The organism is Mycobacterium sp. E787 (assembly GCF_001668725.1).
Lineage (GTDB): Bacteria > Actinomycetota > Actinomycetes > Mycobacteriales > Mycobacteriaceae > Mycobacterium.
Genome location: NZ_LZKL01000062.1, coordinates 15,989 through 30,478, shown reverse-complemented (window position 1 = coordinate 30,478; position 14,490 = coordinate 15,989). Strand labels below are relative to the sequence as shown.

Annotated in this window: 8 protein-coding genes; 5 read left to right on the top strand and 3 right to left on the bottom strand. The window is 71.7% G+C overall.

Going from position 1 to position 14,490, the window contains the following annotated elements:
- Positions 1-296: 296 nt before the first annotated feature.
- Positions 297-4,778, top strand: a complete 4,482-nt coding sequence (locus A5705_RS28875) for a PE domain-containing protein (protein WP_068278026.1) — start codon at positions 297-299, stop codon at positions 4,776-4,778.
- Between the two features lie 13 nt (positions 4,779-4,791).
- Here the strand turns inward: A5705_RS28875 and A5705_RS13305 are convergent, their stop codons facing one another.
- On the bottom strand, positions 4,792-5,364 hold the full coding sequence (locus A5705_RS13305; RefSeq protein ID WP_369829599.1) for an LppP/LprE family lipoprotein: 573 nt from the start codon (positions 5,362-5,364) through the stop codon (positions 4,792-4,794).
- A 107-nt stretch (positions 5,365-5,471) separates the two neighbouring features.
- Here A5705_RS13305 and A5705_RS13300 point away from each other — a divergent pair, with 107 nt between their 5' ends.
- The 4 genes from A5705_RS13300 to A5705_RS13285 all read left to right on the top strand — a co-directional run bounded on the left by A5705_RS13300 (position 5,472) and on the right by A5705_RS13285 (position 12,618).
- Positions 5,472-7,154, top strand: a complete 1,683-nt coding sequence (locus A5705_RS13300; protein ID WP_068278023.1) for a DEAD/DEAH box helicase — start codon at positions 5,472-5,474, stop codon at positions 7,152-7,154.
- On the top strand, positions 7,151-8,290 hold the full coding sequence (locus tag A5705_RS13295; RefSeq protein WP_068278021.1) for an acyltransferase: 1,140 nt from the start codon (positions 7,151-7,153) through the stop codon (positions 8,288-8,290). The genes A5705_RS13300 and A5705_RS13295 overlap by 4 nt, the downstream gene beginning before the upstream one ends.
- Positions 8,291-8,452: 162 nt before the next feature.
- Positions 8,453-11,341: a PE family protein gene (locus A5705_RS28530; protein ID WP_068278018.1), complete on the top strand. Its 2,889-nt coding sequence runs from the start codon at positions 8,453-8,455 to the stop codon at positions 11,339-11,341.
- A 215-nt stretch (positions 11,342-11,556) separates the two neighbouring features.
- Entirely contained in the window at positions 11,557-12,618 is a 1,062-nt protein-coding gene (locus A5705_RS13285; protein ID WP_068278016.1) for a bifunctional 2-polyprenyl-6-hydroxyphenol methylase/3-demethylubiquinol 3-O-methyltransferase UbiG, read from the top strand.
- Here the strand turns inward: A5705_RS13285 and A5705_RS13280 are convergent.
- Entirely contained in the window at positions 12,615-13,196 is a 582-nt protein-coding gene (locus A5705_RS13280; protein WP_231982428.1) for a TetR/AcrR family transcriptional regulator, read from the bottom strand. The genes A5705_RS13285 and A5705_RS13280 overlap by 4 nt on opposite strands.
- Positions 13,193-14,434 (bottom strand): cytochrome P450, encoded by a 1,242-nt coding sequence (locus tag A5705_RS13275; RefSeq protein ID WP_197521266.1) that lies wholly within the window; start codon positions 14,432-14,434, stop codon positions 13,193-13,195. Before A5705_RS13275 ends, A5705_RS13280 begins: the two co-directional genes overlap by 4 nt.
- Positions 14,435-14,490 lie beyond the last annotated feature (56 nt).

Sequence of the window (14,490 nt, the reverse complement as noted above, 5' to 3'; positions counted from 1 at the left end):
CACCCTGTTGCCATTTCGCCATCGTGTCCAGGTCGACACCGCTGGGGTATGTCAACGCGGCTGGGGTCGCCCGCTGCACTGCGCGGCGTCAACTCCGTTGAAAACGTGGGTGTCTCGGATTGGACCGAGCACAACTCGTCGCGCAAGTTGCACAGGGGCTCCTACGCGGTCGCCGCCAGGGATGCCGTAGCGACACGCGAGAAATAGGGGCTAAATGCCCTAGTGGACGCAACGTCGTCTCGCGATGCTGGAGTTTGCCGCCGATTACGTCGATGACGACTGGGCGGAGGACTGCAATGTCGTATCTGATCGCGGTACCGGATTATTTTGCGGGCGCGGCCCAGGATTTGACCGGCATCCAGTTGGCCTTGAGGTCGACCCATGCGGCGGCCGCAGGCCCTACGACGTCGATCGTGGCCGCGGCCCAGGATGAAGTGTCGACGGCGGTTTCTGCGTTGTTCGGTGGCTACGGGCGGGAGTTTCAGGCGCTGAGCGCGCAGATGTCGGCGGCTCAGGAGCAGTTCGTGCAGGCGTTGAGTTCGGCTGGGTTGATGTACGCCGCCGCCGAGGCGGCCAACGCGAGCCCGCTGGCGGCGTTGGCGAGCGCCGCCCAGAGCGCGGGGCAGTTCGAGATCTTCGGGCGCCCGCTGTTCGGCAACGGCGCCGATGGGGCACCGGGGACGGGGCAGGCCGGTGGTCCGGGCGGCTGGCTGTGGGGTAACGGCGGCAGTGGCGGGTCGGGTGCCGCCGGTACGGCCGCCAACCCCGCGGGTGGGGCCGGTGGGGCCGGTGGCTCGGCCTTCTTGTTCGGCACTGGCGGTTCCGGCGCGGCCGGTGGGAACGCCTTCGCCGACAGCGGGGCGGCCGGTGGGGCCGGCGGTCACGGTGGTGCCGGTGGGCTTCTGTTGGGCAGTGGCGGTTCCGGCGGACCCGGCGGCGTCGGTGCGACCAGCCTGACGGGCATCGGCGGGGCCGGCGGCGGCGGTGGTTTCGGTGGTGCCGATCGCGCCCCGCTGTTCGGGACGCCCGGGCACGGCGGTGCCGGCGGTAATGCCGGTAATGGTGCCTCGGGCGGGGCGGGCATTGTCGGCGGTGGGGCCGCTACGGGCAACGGTGTTAATGGCTTTGCCGGCGGCAATGGCGGCAATGGCGGAGTTGGTGGCGCGCACTTCTGGCCGTTGGGTCAGGGCGCTGACGGCGGTGCCGGCGGCAACGCCGGGGCCGGTGGTAATGGCGGTGACGGTGGCACCGGGGTGGGGCATGGCGTGGTGGGCGGTAACGGCGGTGACGCCGGGGCCGGTGGGAACGCCGGGGTCGGGGGTGCCGGAGGGTCTGGCGGGTTGTTCTTCGGGACCAGCGGTGACGCGGGTGTTGCGGGTGTGGGCGGCAACGGCGGTGTCGGCGGTAATGGCGCGGCCGGTGCCAGCGGCGGCTCCGGGTTGAGCGGCGGTAACGGCGGCGACGGTGGTGCGGGCGGTAACGCCGGTGCCGGCGGGACCAACGGCAATGGCGGCAGCGGCGGCAACGGCGCCTCCGGCGGTGTCGGTAATGACGCGAGCGGCGCGGCGGCGGGCACCCCGGGTGGTAACGGCGGGGCCGGCGGCAACGGCGGTAACGGTGGGGCGGCCGGCACCGGCGGCGTCGGCGGGACCAACGGCAGCGGCGGCAATGCCGGGGCCGGCGGCAACGGCGGCAGTGGTGCTGCCGGGAACGTCGTCTCCCCGCAGGGCGGGGCCGGTGGTAACGGCGGTGCCGGCGGTAAGGGTGGTGCGGCCGGTGGGGTCGGCGCGCACGCCGGCAACGGCGCCGCTGGTGGTGTGGGCGCCAACGGCGGCGCCGGTGGCAGCAGCGCGACCGCGATCGGCGGTAACGGCGGGTCCGGCGGCAACGGCGGCAACGGCGGGGCGGCCGGGGCGACCAACGGCGGCACCCCCGGCCTCGCGGCGGCCGGCGGTAACGCCGGCAGCGGCGGTAATGGCGGAGCCGGTCTGCCCGGTACCGCGGCCAGCCACGATGGTGGCGCCGGCGGAAACGGTGGTGTCGGCGGCACCGGCGGTAACGCCGGCGGCGCGGGGCTGGCCAACGGCTCGGGCGGTAGCGGCGGTAACGGTGCCCGGGGTGGCCTGGGCTTCACCAGCGCGACCGCGGGCACCCCGGGCGGTAACGGCGGGGCCGGCGGCAACGGCGGTAATGGTGGGGCGGCCGGCACCGGCGGCACCGGGGTCGGGACCAACGGCAGCGGCGGTAATGCCGGGTCCGGCGGTGACGGTGGCACCGGGGTTGCCGGTGACGCCACCACTCCGGACGGCGGCGCCGGCGGTAACGGCGGTACGGGTGGTACCGGTGGTGCGGCAGGTGGGGTGGGCGCCCATGCCGGTAACGGCGCCTCCGGCGGCGTGGGCGGCAACGGCACCAACGGCTTCGACGAGTCCGCTGGAACGGCGGGCACCGCCGGCGGTAAGGGCGGCGCCGGCGGTAACGGCGGTAACGGCGGGGTCGCCGGGGCGGCCAACGGCGGCACGCCCGGCACCAACGCCAGCGGCGGTAACGCCGGGTTCGGCGGTAACGGTGGTGCCGGCGCCGGCGGTGATGCGGCCAGCCACGACGGTGGCGCCGGGGGCAGCGGTGGTGCGGGCGGTCGCGGCGGTAACGCCGGAGGGTCGCTGGTGGCCAACGGCTCTGGCGGTCTGGGCGGCAACGGTGGCACCGGCGGCCCCGGCTACGACGCGTCCACTGGTGCGGCAACGGGTGTCTCTGGTGGTAACGCCGGAGCCGGCGGCGCCGGCGGTAATGGCGGGGCGGCCGGCGCCGGCGGCACCGGGGTCGGCACCAACGCCAATGGCGGTACCGGCGGCAACGGCGGTACCGGCGGCAACGCCTCCACCGGCGCGGCAGGCGGCGGCAGCGGTGGCTCTGGCGGCGCCGGCGGCACCGCCGGCAATGGCGGCAACGCCGGTGGCACAGGCGCCCTGGCCGGTAATGGCGGCACCGGTGGCACCGGCGGCAACGGCGCCACCGGCGGCGCCGGGAGCGGCCTCAATGACAGCGTCGGCGGCCAAGGCGGCAATGGTGGCCGTGGTGGCGACGGCGGCACCGGCGGTGGCACCCCGAGCGGTGGAACCAACGGGAACGGCGGCAACGGCGGCGGTGGCGGCAATCCCGGTAACGGTGGCGATAACTCGACAACCGTGGCTTCCGGCGACGCAGTCTATGGCGGCGGAGGAGGTGGCGGAGGCGCCGGCGGCACCGGCGGCAACGCCGGCAGCGGAATCGGCACCGGCGGTAGCGGCGGGACCGGCGGTCTCGCCGGGTACGGCTCCGACGGCGGCACGGCCCAGACGACCGGCGTCGGCCAGGCCACCGGATACGGCGGGCAAGGCGGCGGGCATGGTGCAGGCGCCCTACCCGCTGGCGCGATCGGCGGGATCGGCGGCGGTGGCGGCGGTGGCGGCGGTGGCGGTTACGCCTCAGGCACCGACGCGGCCGGCGGCGGCGGCGCAGGTGGCGGCGCGGCCGGCGGCGCGCACTCCACCGGTGACGGCGGGGCTGGCGGCAACGGCGGTAACGCCGTCGAGACCACCCCCGCCGTGACGAGCACTGGCGGCCTGCACGCGGATGTCGGTGCCGACTACGGCAGCGGCGGCGGCGGAGGCGCCAACGCCGCCACCGGCGCTGGCCTCGTCGGCGATGGCAACCCCGCCGTCGGCCAAACCCGCGGTCTGGGGGCCAATGCAAATGCTTTCGGCAATAGCGGAGGCGACGGCGGCGCCAGCGGAGGAGGGGGCGGCGGTGCCGGTCATGGCGTCAACGGCAAAGGCAACGGCAGCGACGGCCAATCCGCCGGCGTCACCGCCAAGATCCCGGTCGGCGGCTCGCCGGTCGGGGTGGCCGTCAGCCCCACCGGCCCGCACGCCGGCGACATCTATGTGGTCAACCAAAGCAACAACACGGTGCTGGTCATCGACCCCGCCACGAACACCGTCACCCACACCATCACTGTGGGCGCCTTGCCGAACGAGGTGGCCGTCAGCCCCACCGGGCCCCAGGCCGGCGATGTCTACGCCGCCAACGTGAACGGCAACAGTGTGTCGGTGATCGACCCCTCCACCAACGCCGTCATCGCCACCATCCCCGTCGGCACCAACCCGTTCGGGGTGGCCGTCAGCCCCACCGGCGCGCATGCCGGCGACATCTACGTCGCCAATCAAACCAGCAACACGGTGTCGGTCATCGACCCGAGCACCGGCACCGTCATCGCCAACGTCCCGGTCGGCTCACAGCCGTACGGGGTGGCGGTGAGCCCCACGGGCGCCGAGGCCGGCGATATCTTTGTTGCCAACCGCGGCAGCGACACCGTGTCGGTGATCAACCCAGCTACCGATACCGTCATCGCCAACGTCCCCGTCGGGGCCAACCCGGAGTATGTGGCGGTCAGCGGGGCCGGCCCCCAGGCCGGCGACATCTACGTCGGCAATCAAAGCAGCAACACGCTGTCGGTGATCGACCCGACCACCAACAGCGTCATCGCCACCGTGCCCGTCGGCAGCGAACCATCCGCGGTGGCGGTCGGCCCCACCGGCGCCGTCTACCTCGCCAATGCCAGCCCCAACAACCCACCGGGCACGCTGATGGTGATCGACCCCGGCACCGACACCGTGGTCAGCACCATCCCCGTCGGTTCAAAGCCGTATGGGGTGGCGGTCAGCCCCACCGGACCCCACGCCGGTGCGGTGTATGTCACCAATTCCGGCGACGGCACGGTGTGGGTCATCGGCTAGCGACGTGGTTGCCTCAGCGGCCCGGGGCGTTGCCGATCAGCTCGACCCCGTTGCCGTTCCACCGGAACTTCACGGTGGTGGCCAGGCCGATGCCGCTCGGGTAGGTCAGCGCGACCGTGTCGCCGGTGGTTTGTGCGGCGTCAATCCCGTTGAACCCGTAGGTGTCTGGGACTCCCTGCGGGATGAACTGGCCGAGATGAAAGAGCACCGCCCGGGTGGAGGGATTCCCGGCGTTCGTGTTGGCCTTGATGATCACCGCCGACAGTTGAGCGCACTCGTTGTAGTTGCCGGCCAGCGGCTCGGGATTCCAGGACTGCTGACTGCGCGGATCGCGCGGCAGCTCCGAGACCACCTTCGCGATCGTGGGCGAGGCCAGGTTGACCGCGCACGGGTCGGCCGGCGCCGCGCTCGTGGCGGGCGGGGCGGCGGCCGGGCTCGGTGTGGCGGGGGCCGTGATCGACGCCGTCTCGCTCGTCGTCGTCGCCTGGGGCGTCTTGGCGACGGTGGAATCCCCGGAACCGCAGGCGGTCAAAGCCGAGGAGACGGACACGACGACGACCACGCCCGTCAGCGCGCGATAAGTCAGCGAACACACATCGCCAAACCGTACCGTTATCGGGCCCGCGGGTGCGGCAGGCGTGGCCGCGTGCTCCACCACTCGGTGGGCGGCCACCCACTACACTCCAAGGTGCGATGACCCTCCCCGACAGCCCGCCCGAGGCTGCCTCTCCCACGTTCGCCGACCTGCAGATTCACCCTGCGGTCCTGCGGGCGACCGCCGACGTCGGCTACGAGTCACCGACGGCCATCCAGGCGGCGACGATCCCGCCGCTGATGGCCGGTTCCGACGTCGTGGGGCTGGCGCAGACCGGCACCGGCAAGACGGCGGCGTTCGCGATCCCGATCCTGTCCAAGATCGACGTCAAGAGCACCGCGACCCAGGCACTGGTGCTGGCGCCCACCCGCGAGCTGGCCCTGCAGGTGGCCGAGGCGTTCAGCCGCTACGGCGCGCACCTGCCGCAGATCCACGTGCTGCCGATCTACGGCGGGTCGTCCTACGGCGTGCAGCTGGCCGGGCTGCGGCGCGGCGCGCAGGTGGTGGTCGGCACCCCCGGCCGGGTCATCGACCACCTCGAGAGAGGCACCCTAGACCTGTCCCACGTCGACTACCTGGTGCTCGACGAGGCCGACGAGATGCTCACCATGGGCTTCGCGGAGGACGTCGAGCGCATCCTGTCCGAAACGCCGGAATTCAAACAGGTGGCGCTGTTCTCGGCGACCATGCCGCCGGCGATCCGCAAGCTCACCAAGAAGTACCTGCACGATCCCGTCGAGATCACGGCAAAAGCGAAAACCGCCACCGCCGAGAACATTTCGCAGCGCTACATCCAGGTCGCGGGCCCGCGGAAGATGGACGCGCTCACCCGGGTCCTCGAGGTGGAGCCGTTCGAGGCGATGATCGTCTTCGTCCGCACCAAGCAGGCCACCGAGGAGGTCGCCGAAAAGTTGAGGGCCCGAGGCTTTTCCGCGGCCGCCATCAACGGCGACATCCCTCAGGCGCAACGCGAGCGCACCATCGCGGCGCTCAAGGACGGCGGCATCGACATCCTGGTCGCCACCGACGTGGCGGCCAGGGGCCTTGACGTCGAACGCATCTCGCATGTGCTCAACTACGACATCCCGCACGACACCGAGTCCTACGTGCACCGCATCGGGCGCACCGGCCGGGCCGGACGTTCGGGGACCGCGGTGTTGTTCGTGTCCCCGCGCGAGCGCCACCTGCTCAAGGCGATCGAGAAGGCGACGCGGCAAACGCTCACCGAGGCCGAACTCCCGACGGTCGAGGACGTCAACGCCCAACGCGTCGCCAAGTTCGCCGATTCCATCACCGATGCCCTCAGTGCCTCGGGAATCGACCTGTTCCGCAAGCTGGTGCAGGACTACGAACGCGAGCACGACGTTCCGATGGCCGACATCGCCGCGGCGCTGGCGGTGCAGTCCCGCGACGGTGAGGCGTTCCTGATGGCGCCGGAACCGCTCCCCGAACGGCGCGAGCGCCGGGAACGTCCCGAAAGGCCTCACGAAAGATCAAGGCAGCCAAAGAACTTCGCCACCTACCGGATCTCGGTGGGCAAGCGGCACAAGATCGGACCCGGCGCGATCGTCGGCGCCATCGCCAACGAGGGCGGCCTGCACCGCAGCGACTTCGGCCACATCGCCATCGGGCCGGATTTCTCGCTGGTGGAGCTGCCGGCCAAACTGCCGCGGGCGACGCTCAAAAAGCTTGAGCAGACCCGGATCTCGGGCGTGCTGATCGACCTTCGGCCGGACCGGTCACCGAATAAGGCCAAGCCGCGCAAGAGACACGCCGGATGACGCTGTCCGAGGAGCAAGACGCCCAGGGCGGGCTCGAGCAGACCTCCCACGTGGACCGCGTCGCGTCGCTTACCGGAATCCGCGCCGTCGCCGCCCTGCTCGTCGTCGGCACCCACGCGGCCTACACCACCGGCAAGTACACGCACGGCTACTGGGGGCTGGTCGGGGCCCGCCTCGAGATCGGGGTGCCGATCTTCTTCGTGCTGTCGGGGTTCCTGCTGTTTCGCCCGTGGGTGAAGTCGGCGGCCACCGGCGGCCCGCCGCCGTCGCTGAATCGCTATGCGTACCACCGGGTTCGGCGCATCATGCCCGCATACGTCATCACCGTGCTGTTCGCCTACGTGCTCTACCACTTCCGCCAGGCCGGACCCAACCCCGGGCATACCTGGCTGGGACTGATTCGCAACCTCACGCTGACCCAGATCTATTGCAACGGCTACCTGGGCAAATACCTGCACCAGGGCCTGACCCAGATGTGGAGCCTGGCCGTCGAGGCCGCCTTCTACGTCTCGCTGCCGCTGCTTGCCTACCTGCTGCTGGTGCTCATCTCCCGCCGGCAGTGGCGGCCAAGACTGGTGCTCGCCGCGCTGGCCGCGATGGCGCTGATCAGCCCGGGATGGCTGGTCCTGGTGCATGTCGACCATTGGTTTCCGGACGGCGCCCGGCTGTGGCTGCCCACCTACCTGTGCTGGTTCCTGGGCGGCATGGCGCTGACGGTGCTGCAGGCGATGGGCGTGCGCTGCTACGCGTTCATGGCGATACCGCTGGCGGTCATCTGTTACTTCATCGTCTCCACGCCGATCGCCGGCGCGCCGACGACGTCGCCCGCCACGGTGAGCGAGGCGGTGGTCAAGACGGTGTTCTACGCCGTGATCGCCACGCTCGCGGTGGCGCCGCTGGCGTTGGGCGACCAGGGGCTGTACTCGCGGCTGCTGGCGACCCGGCCGATGGTGTGGCTGGGTGAGATCTCCTACGAGATCTTCCTGATCCATCTCATCACCATGGAGTTCGCGATGGTCTACATCGTCCGGGCCCACGTCTACACCGGCCCGATGCTGTACCTGTTCGTCGCGACGATGGTCATCACCATCCCGTTGGCCTGGCTGCTGCACCGCTTCACCCGCGTGCGCGACTGAGCTCAGCCCGCGGCCGGGGCCCGCTGAATTGATCCAATCGAGATTGGATATTTTCGTCGACATTCCCAACGGGCCGGGCGTAATGTCCCGAGCTGATCTGAGGACTTCGGGTCTCCTCTGACCACCGATAGCCGAACGAGCCGTCTGTGACAGGAGCAACCCATGTCGTCCTTCGTCTTCACCGTTCCTGAAAACCTGGCCGCGGCGACCGCGAGCCTGACCAATCTCGGATCGTCGATCCAGCAAGCCCACGCGGCGGCGGCGGGCTCGACGACGCAGATCGCGACGGCCGCTCAGGATGAGGTGTCGGCGGCGGTTTCGGCGCTGTTCGGCAACGTCGGCCAGGAGTTCCAGGCGCTGGGCGCGCAGGCGGCGCAGTTTCACAGTCAGTTCGTGCAGGCGCTGAACGGCGGAGGGCTGGCGTATGCGGCCACCGAGGCCGCCAACGCCTCGCCGCTGCAGACGCTGCAGCAGGACATTCTGGGTGCGATCAACGCCCCCGCCGCCGCGGCGACCGGGCGTCCGCTGATCGGTAACGGCGCCGATGGCGCGCCCGGGACCGGGCAGGCCGGTGGCCCCGGCGGCCTGTTGATCGGCAACGGCGGCAACGGCGGGTCGGGAGTTAACGGCACCCTGCCCGGGCAGACCGGAGGGCCCGGTGGGGCCGGCGGTGCCGCCGGCCTGTTCGGCAATGGCGGCATGGGTGGGGCCGGCGGGATGGGCGGCCCCGGCGGGACCGGCGGGCTCGGCGGTAACGGCGGCGCCGGCGGGTTGTTCGCCGGGTTCGGTGGGGCCGGCGGTATGGGCGGCCTCGGCGGCGCCGGCACCGCCACATTGCCGGGCGGTCACGGCGGCGACGGTGGCGTCGGCGGTGCGAGCCAGGCATTCGGCTTCGCCGCGGGGCACGGTGGTGCCGGCGGGACCGGCGGAAACGGCTACAACGGGACCGACGCGGCCGCGCCGGCGCCGGGCGTCACCGGAGTCAGCGGCACGCCGGGCGGTGTCGGCGGTGCCGGCGGTGCCGGTGGTAGCAGCTCCAGTGCCTTCGGCTTCGGCGGCGCCGGCGGTGTGGGCGGCAACGGCGGGCAGGGCGGTGACGGCGGTACCGGCGGCATCGGCGCCGGAGCGACCGTCGGCACCGGTGGCAACGGCGCGGCCGGTGGTAATGCGGGCCATGGCGGCGCCGGTGGGGCCGCGGCGTTATTCGGCATCGGCGGAGCGGCGGGTGCCGCCGGAAACGGCGGTAACGGCGGCGTCGGCGGCAACGGCGGGACGGGGGATGTGGCGGCCGCGGCGGGCGGCACCGGTTTCACCGGTGGCAACGGCGGCAACGGCGGGATGGGTGGTAACTCCGGCGCTGGCGGCGTCAACGGTTCCGGCGGTCAGGGCGGCCAGGGCGGCCAGGGCGGCCAGGGCGGCGCCGGCGATTCAACGTTCGCGGTCAACAACGGCATTGGCGGTGGGGGCGGCACCGGTGGTAACGGCGGTGCCGGTGCGGCGGCCGGCACCGGCGGCAGCGGCGGCAGCGTCGGGCACGGCGGCACCGGCGGCACCGGCGGCACGGGCGGAACCGGCGCCGGTGGAGGCACCGCGTTCTACGCCGCCCAGGGTGGTGACGGCGGGACCGGTGGCAACGGCGGCGTCGGCGTCGGCGGCATCGATGGCGGTGCCGGCGGCCAGGGCGGTGTCGGCGGTCAGGGCGGTACCGGCAACGGCCTCGTGGCCGGCGGCGAGTTGGCGCAGAACGGCGGCGCCGGCGGTGCCGGCGGCATGGGCGGTAACGGCACCCAGGGCGGCGCGTTCGGCGCCGGGGGCCATGGCGGCGCCGGCGGGACCGGTGCCCAGATCGGTACCGGCGCGACCTCCGGCGCCGTCGGCGCCGGAGGCGCAGGGGCCGCGGGCACCAGCGCTCTGGCCGGCTACGGAGGTGGCGGTGGCGGTGGCGGCGGCGGCGCCGTCGTCCAGGGTTCCAACGGTGGCGTCGCCAGCGGCACGGCCACCGGTGGTGCCGGCGGCCACGGCGGTGACGGCACCACCACCGCGGCCGGAGGCCAGGGCGGCAGCGGTGGCGCCGGTGAGATCCTGGCCACGGCGTCAAACAGCTTCGCGAGCGGGACCGCCACAGGCGGCGACGGAGGCAATGCCACCGGTACCGGCACGGGCGGCAACGGCGCGCTGCTGAGCGCCATCGTCACCTTCGGACCGAACAGCCAGGCCAGTGGCATCGTGCACGGCGGCAACGGTGGCGCCGGTATCGACGGGGGTGTCGGCGGTAATGGCGGCCAGGGGGACATCATCGCGAATGGCGGCGGCGTCGCCAGCGGGACGGGCCAAGGTGGCAACGGCGGCACCGCCACCGGCACCAACAGCGTCGGCGGCAACGGAGCGACGGGATCAGTTCAGCAGGGCTATCCCCACGGCGCGCCCTACACCGGCACAGGCGGCACGGCAAACGGCACCGGTATCGGCGGCGCAGGCGGTGACGCCTCTGGGGGCGGCCAAGGCGGGAACGGTAACCAAGGGCTGGTGTTGGCGGGCGAGACTGGTGGTTCGGCCACCGGCATCGCCCATGGCGGTGACGGCGGCGCGGCCAGTGCTGCCGGCGCTACGGGCGGGAAGGGCGGCCAAGCGCAGGTCACCGGTTTGTGGGGCAGCGCTACGGGCGACGCGACCGGTGGCACCGGTGGTGCGGGCAACGGCGGTAACGGCGGCGCGGGCGGTGACGGATGGGTTGCCGTTAACAACGACACCAGCGCCTTGGGCAGCCAGGTGATCAACGGCAGCGCGACCGGCGGCAACGGTGGTGCCGGCGGTGTCGACGGTGCCGGCGGCAATGGGGGTAACGGCGGCACCGGCGCGAAGGGCGCCGTCTACGCCCAAAGCGGCGGCATCTCGGCCAACTCGACCGCTTTCGGTGGCGTCGGAGGCAACGGCGGCAACGGTGGTGTGGGCCCGGGCGGCCCCGGCGGACCCGGTGGGCCCGCCACGGTGACCAACACCTCCGGCGTCACCGTCGACGGAACACCCGGAACGCCTGGAGCCAATGGCTAGCCGCGCGCCGAACGCGTCACATTTCGCGGTGACAGGCTGCTCGATCGCCGCCCCGGGGAGTGACACGGATCCGTTGTTGCGTGCGGGCTGCGCCGCGTCAAAAGTGCTGACACAAGGCTTCCCTGCCCGCTAGCCTTTTTCCTGAGTCGCTCTGGTCGGTCTGTGGTTGCGCATGCTCGCCGGGGGAACGCGAATCGCCTTGCGTAGGAGACCTGATGAACAATTCGCCCCGCAGATCGATCACCCCCGCACTGCTGCACGAGGCGTCGGCGCGGCGCCTGTACCGCCGAGCGATGGCCACCGGGCAGATCACGCTGCCGGCCGTTCCCAGCATGATCGACGAGTACGTCAGCATGTGTGAGGCCGTCTTCGCCGACCTCGGCGTCCGGTTCAACACAACAGATCTGGCCCATCTCCGCACCGTGCTGGAGGGCGAATTGACCGACGCCTACGCGGCCTCGCCGCGGTCGAGCATCGTCATCTCCTACGACCGCCCGGTCGGGATGTCCCTGAACTACAACGTCAGGGCCGAATGGCAAACGCTCGCCGACTATTACGAGGCGTTGGCCACCGTCCGGCAACCGCCCCTGTTCGGCTTCGAGCCGGACGCGCGGGTGTGGGCGCTGTCCTGGGAGGTGGCCGACCCCAGGACCCATCGGGTGCTCGACGTCGGCGCCGGAACGGGGCGCAACGCCCTGCCCCTGGCGCGGCGCGGCCACCCGGTGGACGCGGTCGAGATGACGCCCTGCTTCGCCGAGACGATTCGCGCCGACGCCGCACAGGAGGGGCTCGACGTACGCGTCATCGAGCGCGACGTCTTCGCGGCCACGGACGAGCTGCGCTGGGACTATCAGATGATCGTGCTCTCGCAGGTGGTGTCGGACTTCCGGACGACGCGCCAGCTGCGCAGCATGTTCGAACTCGCCGCCCGTTGCCTGGCTCCCGGCGGACGCCTGGTGTTCAACGCCTTCCTGGCGCGTGATGGCTACACCCCCGACGATGCCACGCGAGAGCTCGGGCAGCAGTGCTGCAGCACGATCTTCACCTGGTACGAGATGACGAATGCCGTGGCGCTGCTCCCGCTCAATCTGATCGCCGACGACTCGGTCTATGACTACGAGAGCACCTATCTGCCTCCGGGCTGCTGGCCGCCGACGTACTGGTACGCCGACTGGGTCAGCGGCCTCGACGTGTTCGACGTCGAACGCGACGTGTGCCCGATCGAGATGCGCTGGCTCGTCTACGAGAAGCCGACGTGGGACGGCGGACACGCCTAGCCGCGAGCGGAAACCGGCGTCACGATCGGGACGACGAACTCCTCGATCATCGCCCGTTCGTCGGCCTCGTCCCGGCCGGGGTACATCAGCAGCGATGTGAGCACCCGCACCATCCAGCGGGCCCGGCGCTGGACGACGGCCGGATCTTCCGGACCGAGCGAACCGACGAAGGCCGCGGCCAGCGCGGTGATCACCTCCGAGTGTTCGGCCACCTCTCCGCCGATCGGGGGGCGGTTGACGGCGAACCACGAAGCGAGCGCGGGACTTTCGCGAACCATCCGCAGGGCGGCCGTCATGCTGGCGACGAGCCGTTCGCGAGGGTCGTCGATGCCGGTGATCCGCTCGCCGATCGCGCGGCCGAGCCGGCGGGCCTCCCGGTGTACGTAGGCGGTCCGCAGCGCGTCGCGGTTCTCGAAGTACCGGTACAGCGTAGCGCGGGAACAGCCTGCGGCCCTGGCGATTTCGTTCATGCCGATGGCAGCCTGGTCCCGTTCTGTCCACAGCTGCCCGGCCGCGTCGAGTATCCGGTCCGCGGCCACCTCGGTGCGACGCTCGGCCAGCCAATCGGTCGCCATCAGGAGTTCACCCGGATCGGCACCGACAGCGGCCGGCGCACATAGCTGCCGCCCGACCACACGATGCCGGACTCGTCGACCTCGAAATCCGGGCAGCGGGAGAGCAATTCGGTCAGCGCCACCCGGGACTGCATGCGGGCCGCCGCCGCGCCCAGGCAGTGATGCGCGCCGTGGCTGAACGTCAGGATGTTGCGGCGGCAGCGGGTCACGTCGAGTTCGCCCGCGCCCGAGCCGTATTGGCGCTCGTCCCGGTTGCCCGAGCCGTACAGCAGCAAAACCTTGCGGCCCGCCGGGATGGTGGTGTCGTGCAGAGTCACGTCGCGAGTCGTCGCTCGCGCCAGTCCCTGCACCGGCGACGTCAGCCGCAGCAGCTCCTCGACCGCGTCGGGAATCAGGCCCGGATCGTCGACCAGGCGCCGCCGCTGGTCGGGGCGCTCGTGCAGCAAAGGCATTGAGCCACCGAGCATTCCGGTGACGGTGTCGTTGCCGCCGGTGACCATCGTGAACGTGAACGCCAGCACGGATAGGGTGCCGGCGATGTCGCCGTCGGCCCCCACCCCGGCGGCGACCAGATGCGAGATGGTGTCGTCCTCGGGCTCGGTCCGCCGCCGCTCGATGAGCCCGGTGAAGTAGGCCATCATCGACCCGACGGCTTCGCCGACGGTTTCCAGCGCCGCGCCGATCCCGCCGTCCGCGGTGTTTCCCGCGACGATCGTCTCGGTCCAGCCGTCGAACTGCGCCCGGTCCTGCTCGGGCACACCGAGATAGTGCGCCACCACCATCGAGGGCAGCGGTTTGAACAGCTCGGTGACGATGTCGCCGCCGCCGTCGGCGCGCAGCCTCTCGATGCGCTCGACGACGAACTCGCGCACCTTGGGCTCGACCGCCTCGACCTGTCGCGGCGTGAAACCGCGGGACACCAGCTTGCGAAACTCGGTGTGCACCGGCGGATCCTGCATCACGAACGGCGGATTATCCTGCAGCCCAATCATTTCCAGGTCGCCGTAGTTGACGGTCAGGCCCTGCGCGGAGGAGAAGGTCTCGTGGTCGCGCGCCGCCGCCCATACGTCGGCGTGCCGGGACAGCACGTAGTAATCCTGGTCGGGTCTCCCGGTGGGGACGACGTGGTGCACGGGGTCGCGGTCGCGCAGCGCCCGGTACATCGGCCAGGGATCCGGCCAGGTCTCGGCGGTGGCGAGCCGGAACGCGACCGGCGCGTCGTGAGACATCACCGCAGGCATGTCTCATTCGTAGGACATAAGGTGGTGAGTTGTCAAGACCGCGCCAGATGCGGGTC

Bases quoted from the DNA above. Each gene is read 5' to 3' on its own strand.
- A5705_RS13275 (WP_197521266.1), bottom strand. From the start codon at position 14,434: ATGCCTGCGGTGATGTCTCACGACGCGCCGGTCGCGTTCCGGCTCGCC.
- A5705_RS28875 (WP_068278026.1), top strand. From the start codon at position 297: ATGTCGTATCTGATCGCGGTACCGGATTATTTTGCGGGCGCGGCCCAG.
- A5705_RS13300 (WP_068278023.1), top strand. From the start codon at position 5,472: ATGACCCTCCCCGACAGCCCGCCCGAGGCTGCCTCTCCCACGTTCGCC.
- A5705_RS28530 (WP_068278018.1), top strand. From the start codon at position 8,453: ATGTCGTCCTTCGTCTTCACCGTTCCTGAAAACCTGGCCGCGGCGACC.
- A5705_RS13285 (WP_068278016.1), top strand. From the start codon at position 11,557: ATGAACAATTCGCCCCGCAGATCGATCACCCCCGCACTGCTGCACGAG.
- A5705_RS13295 (WP_068278021.1), top strand. From the start codon at position 7,151: ATGACGCTGTCCGAGGAGCAAGACGCCCAGGGCGGGCTCGAGCAGACC.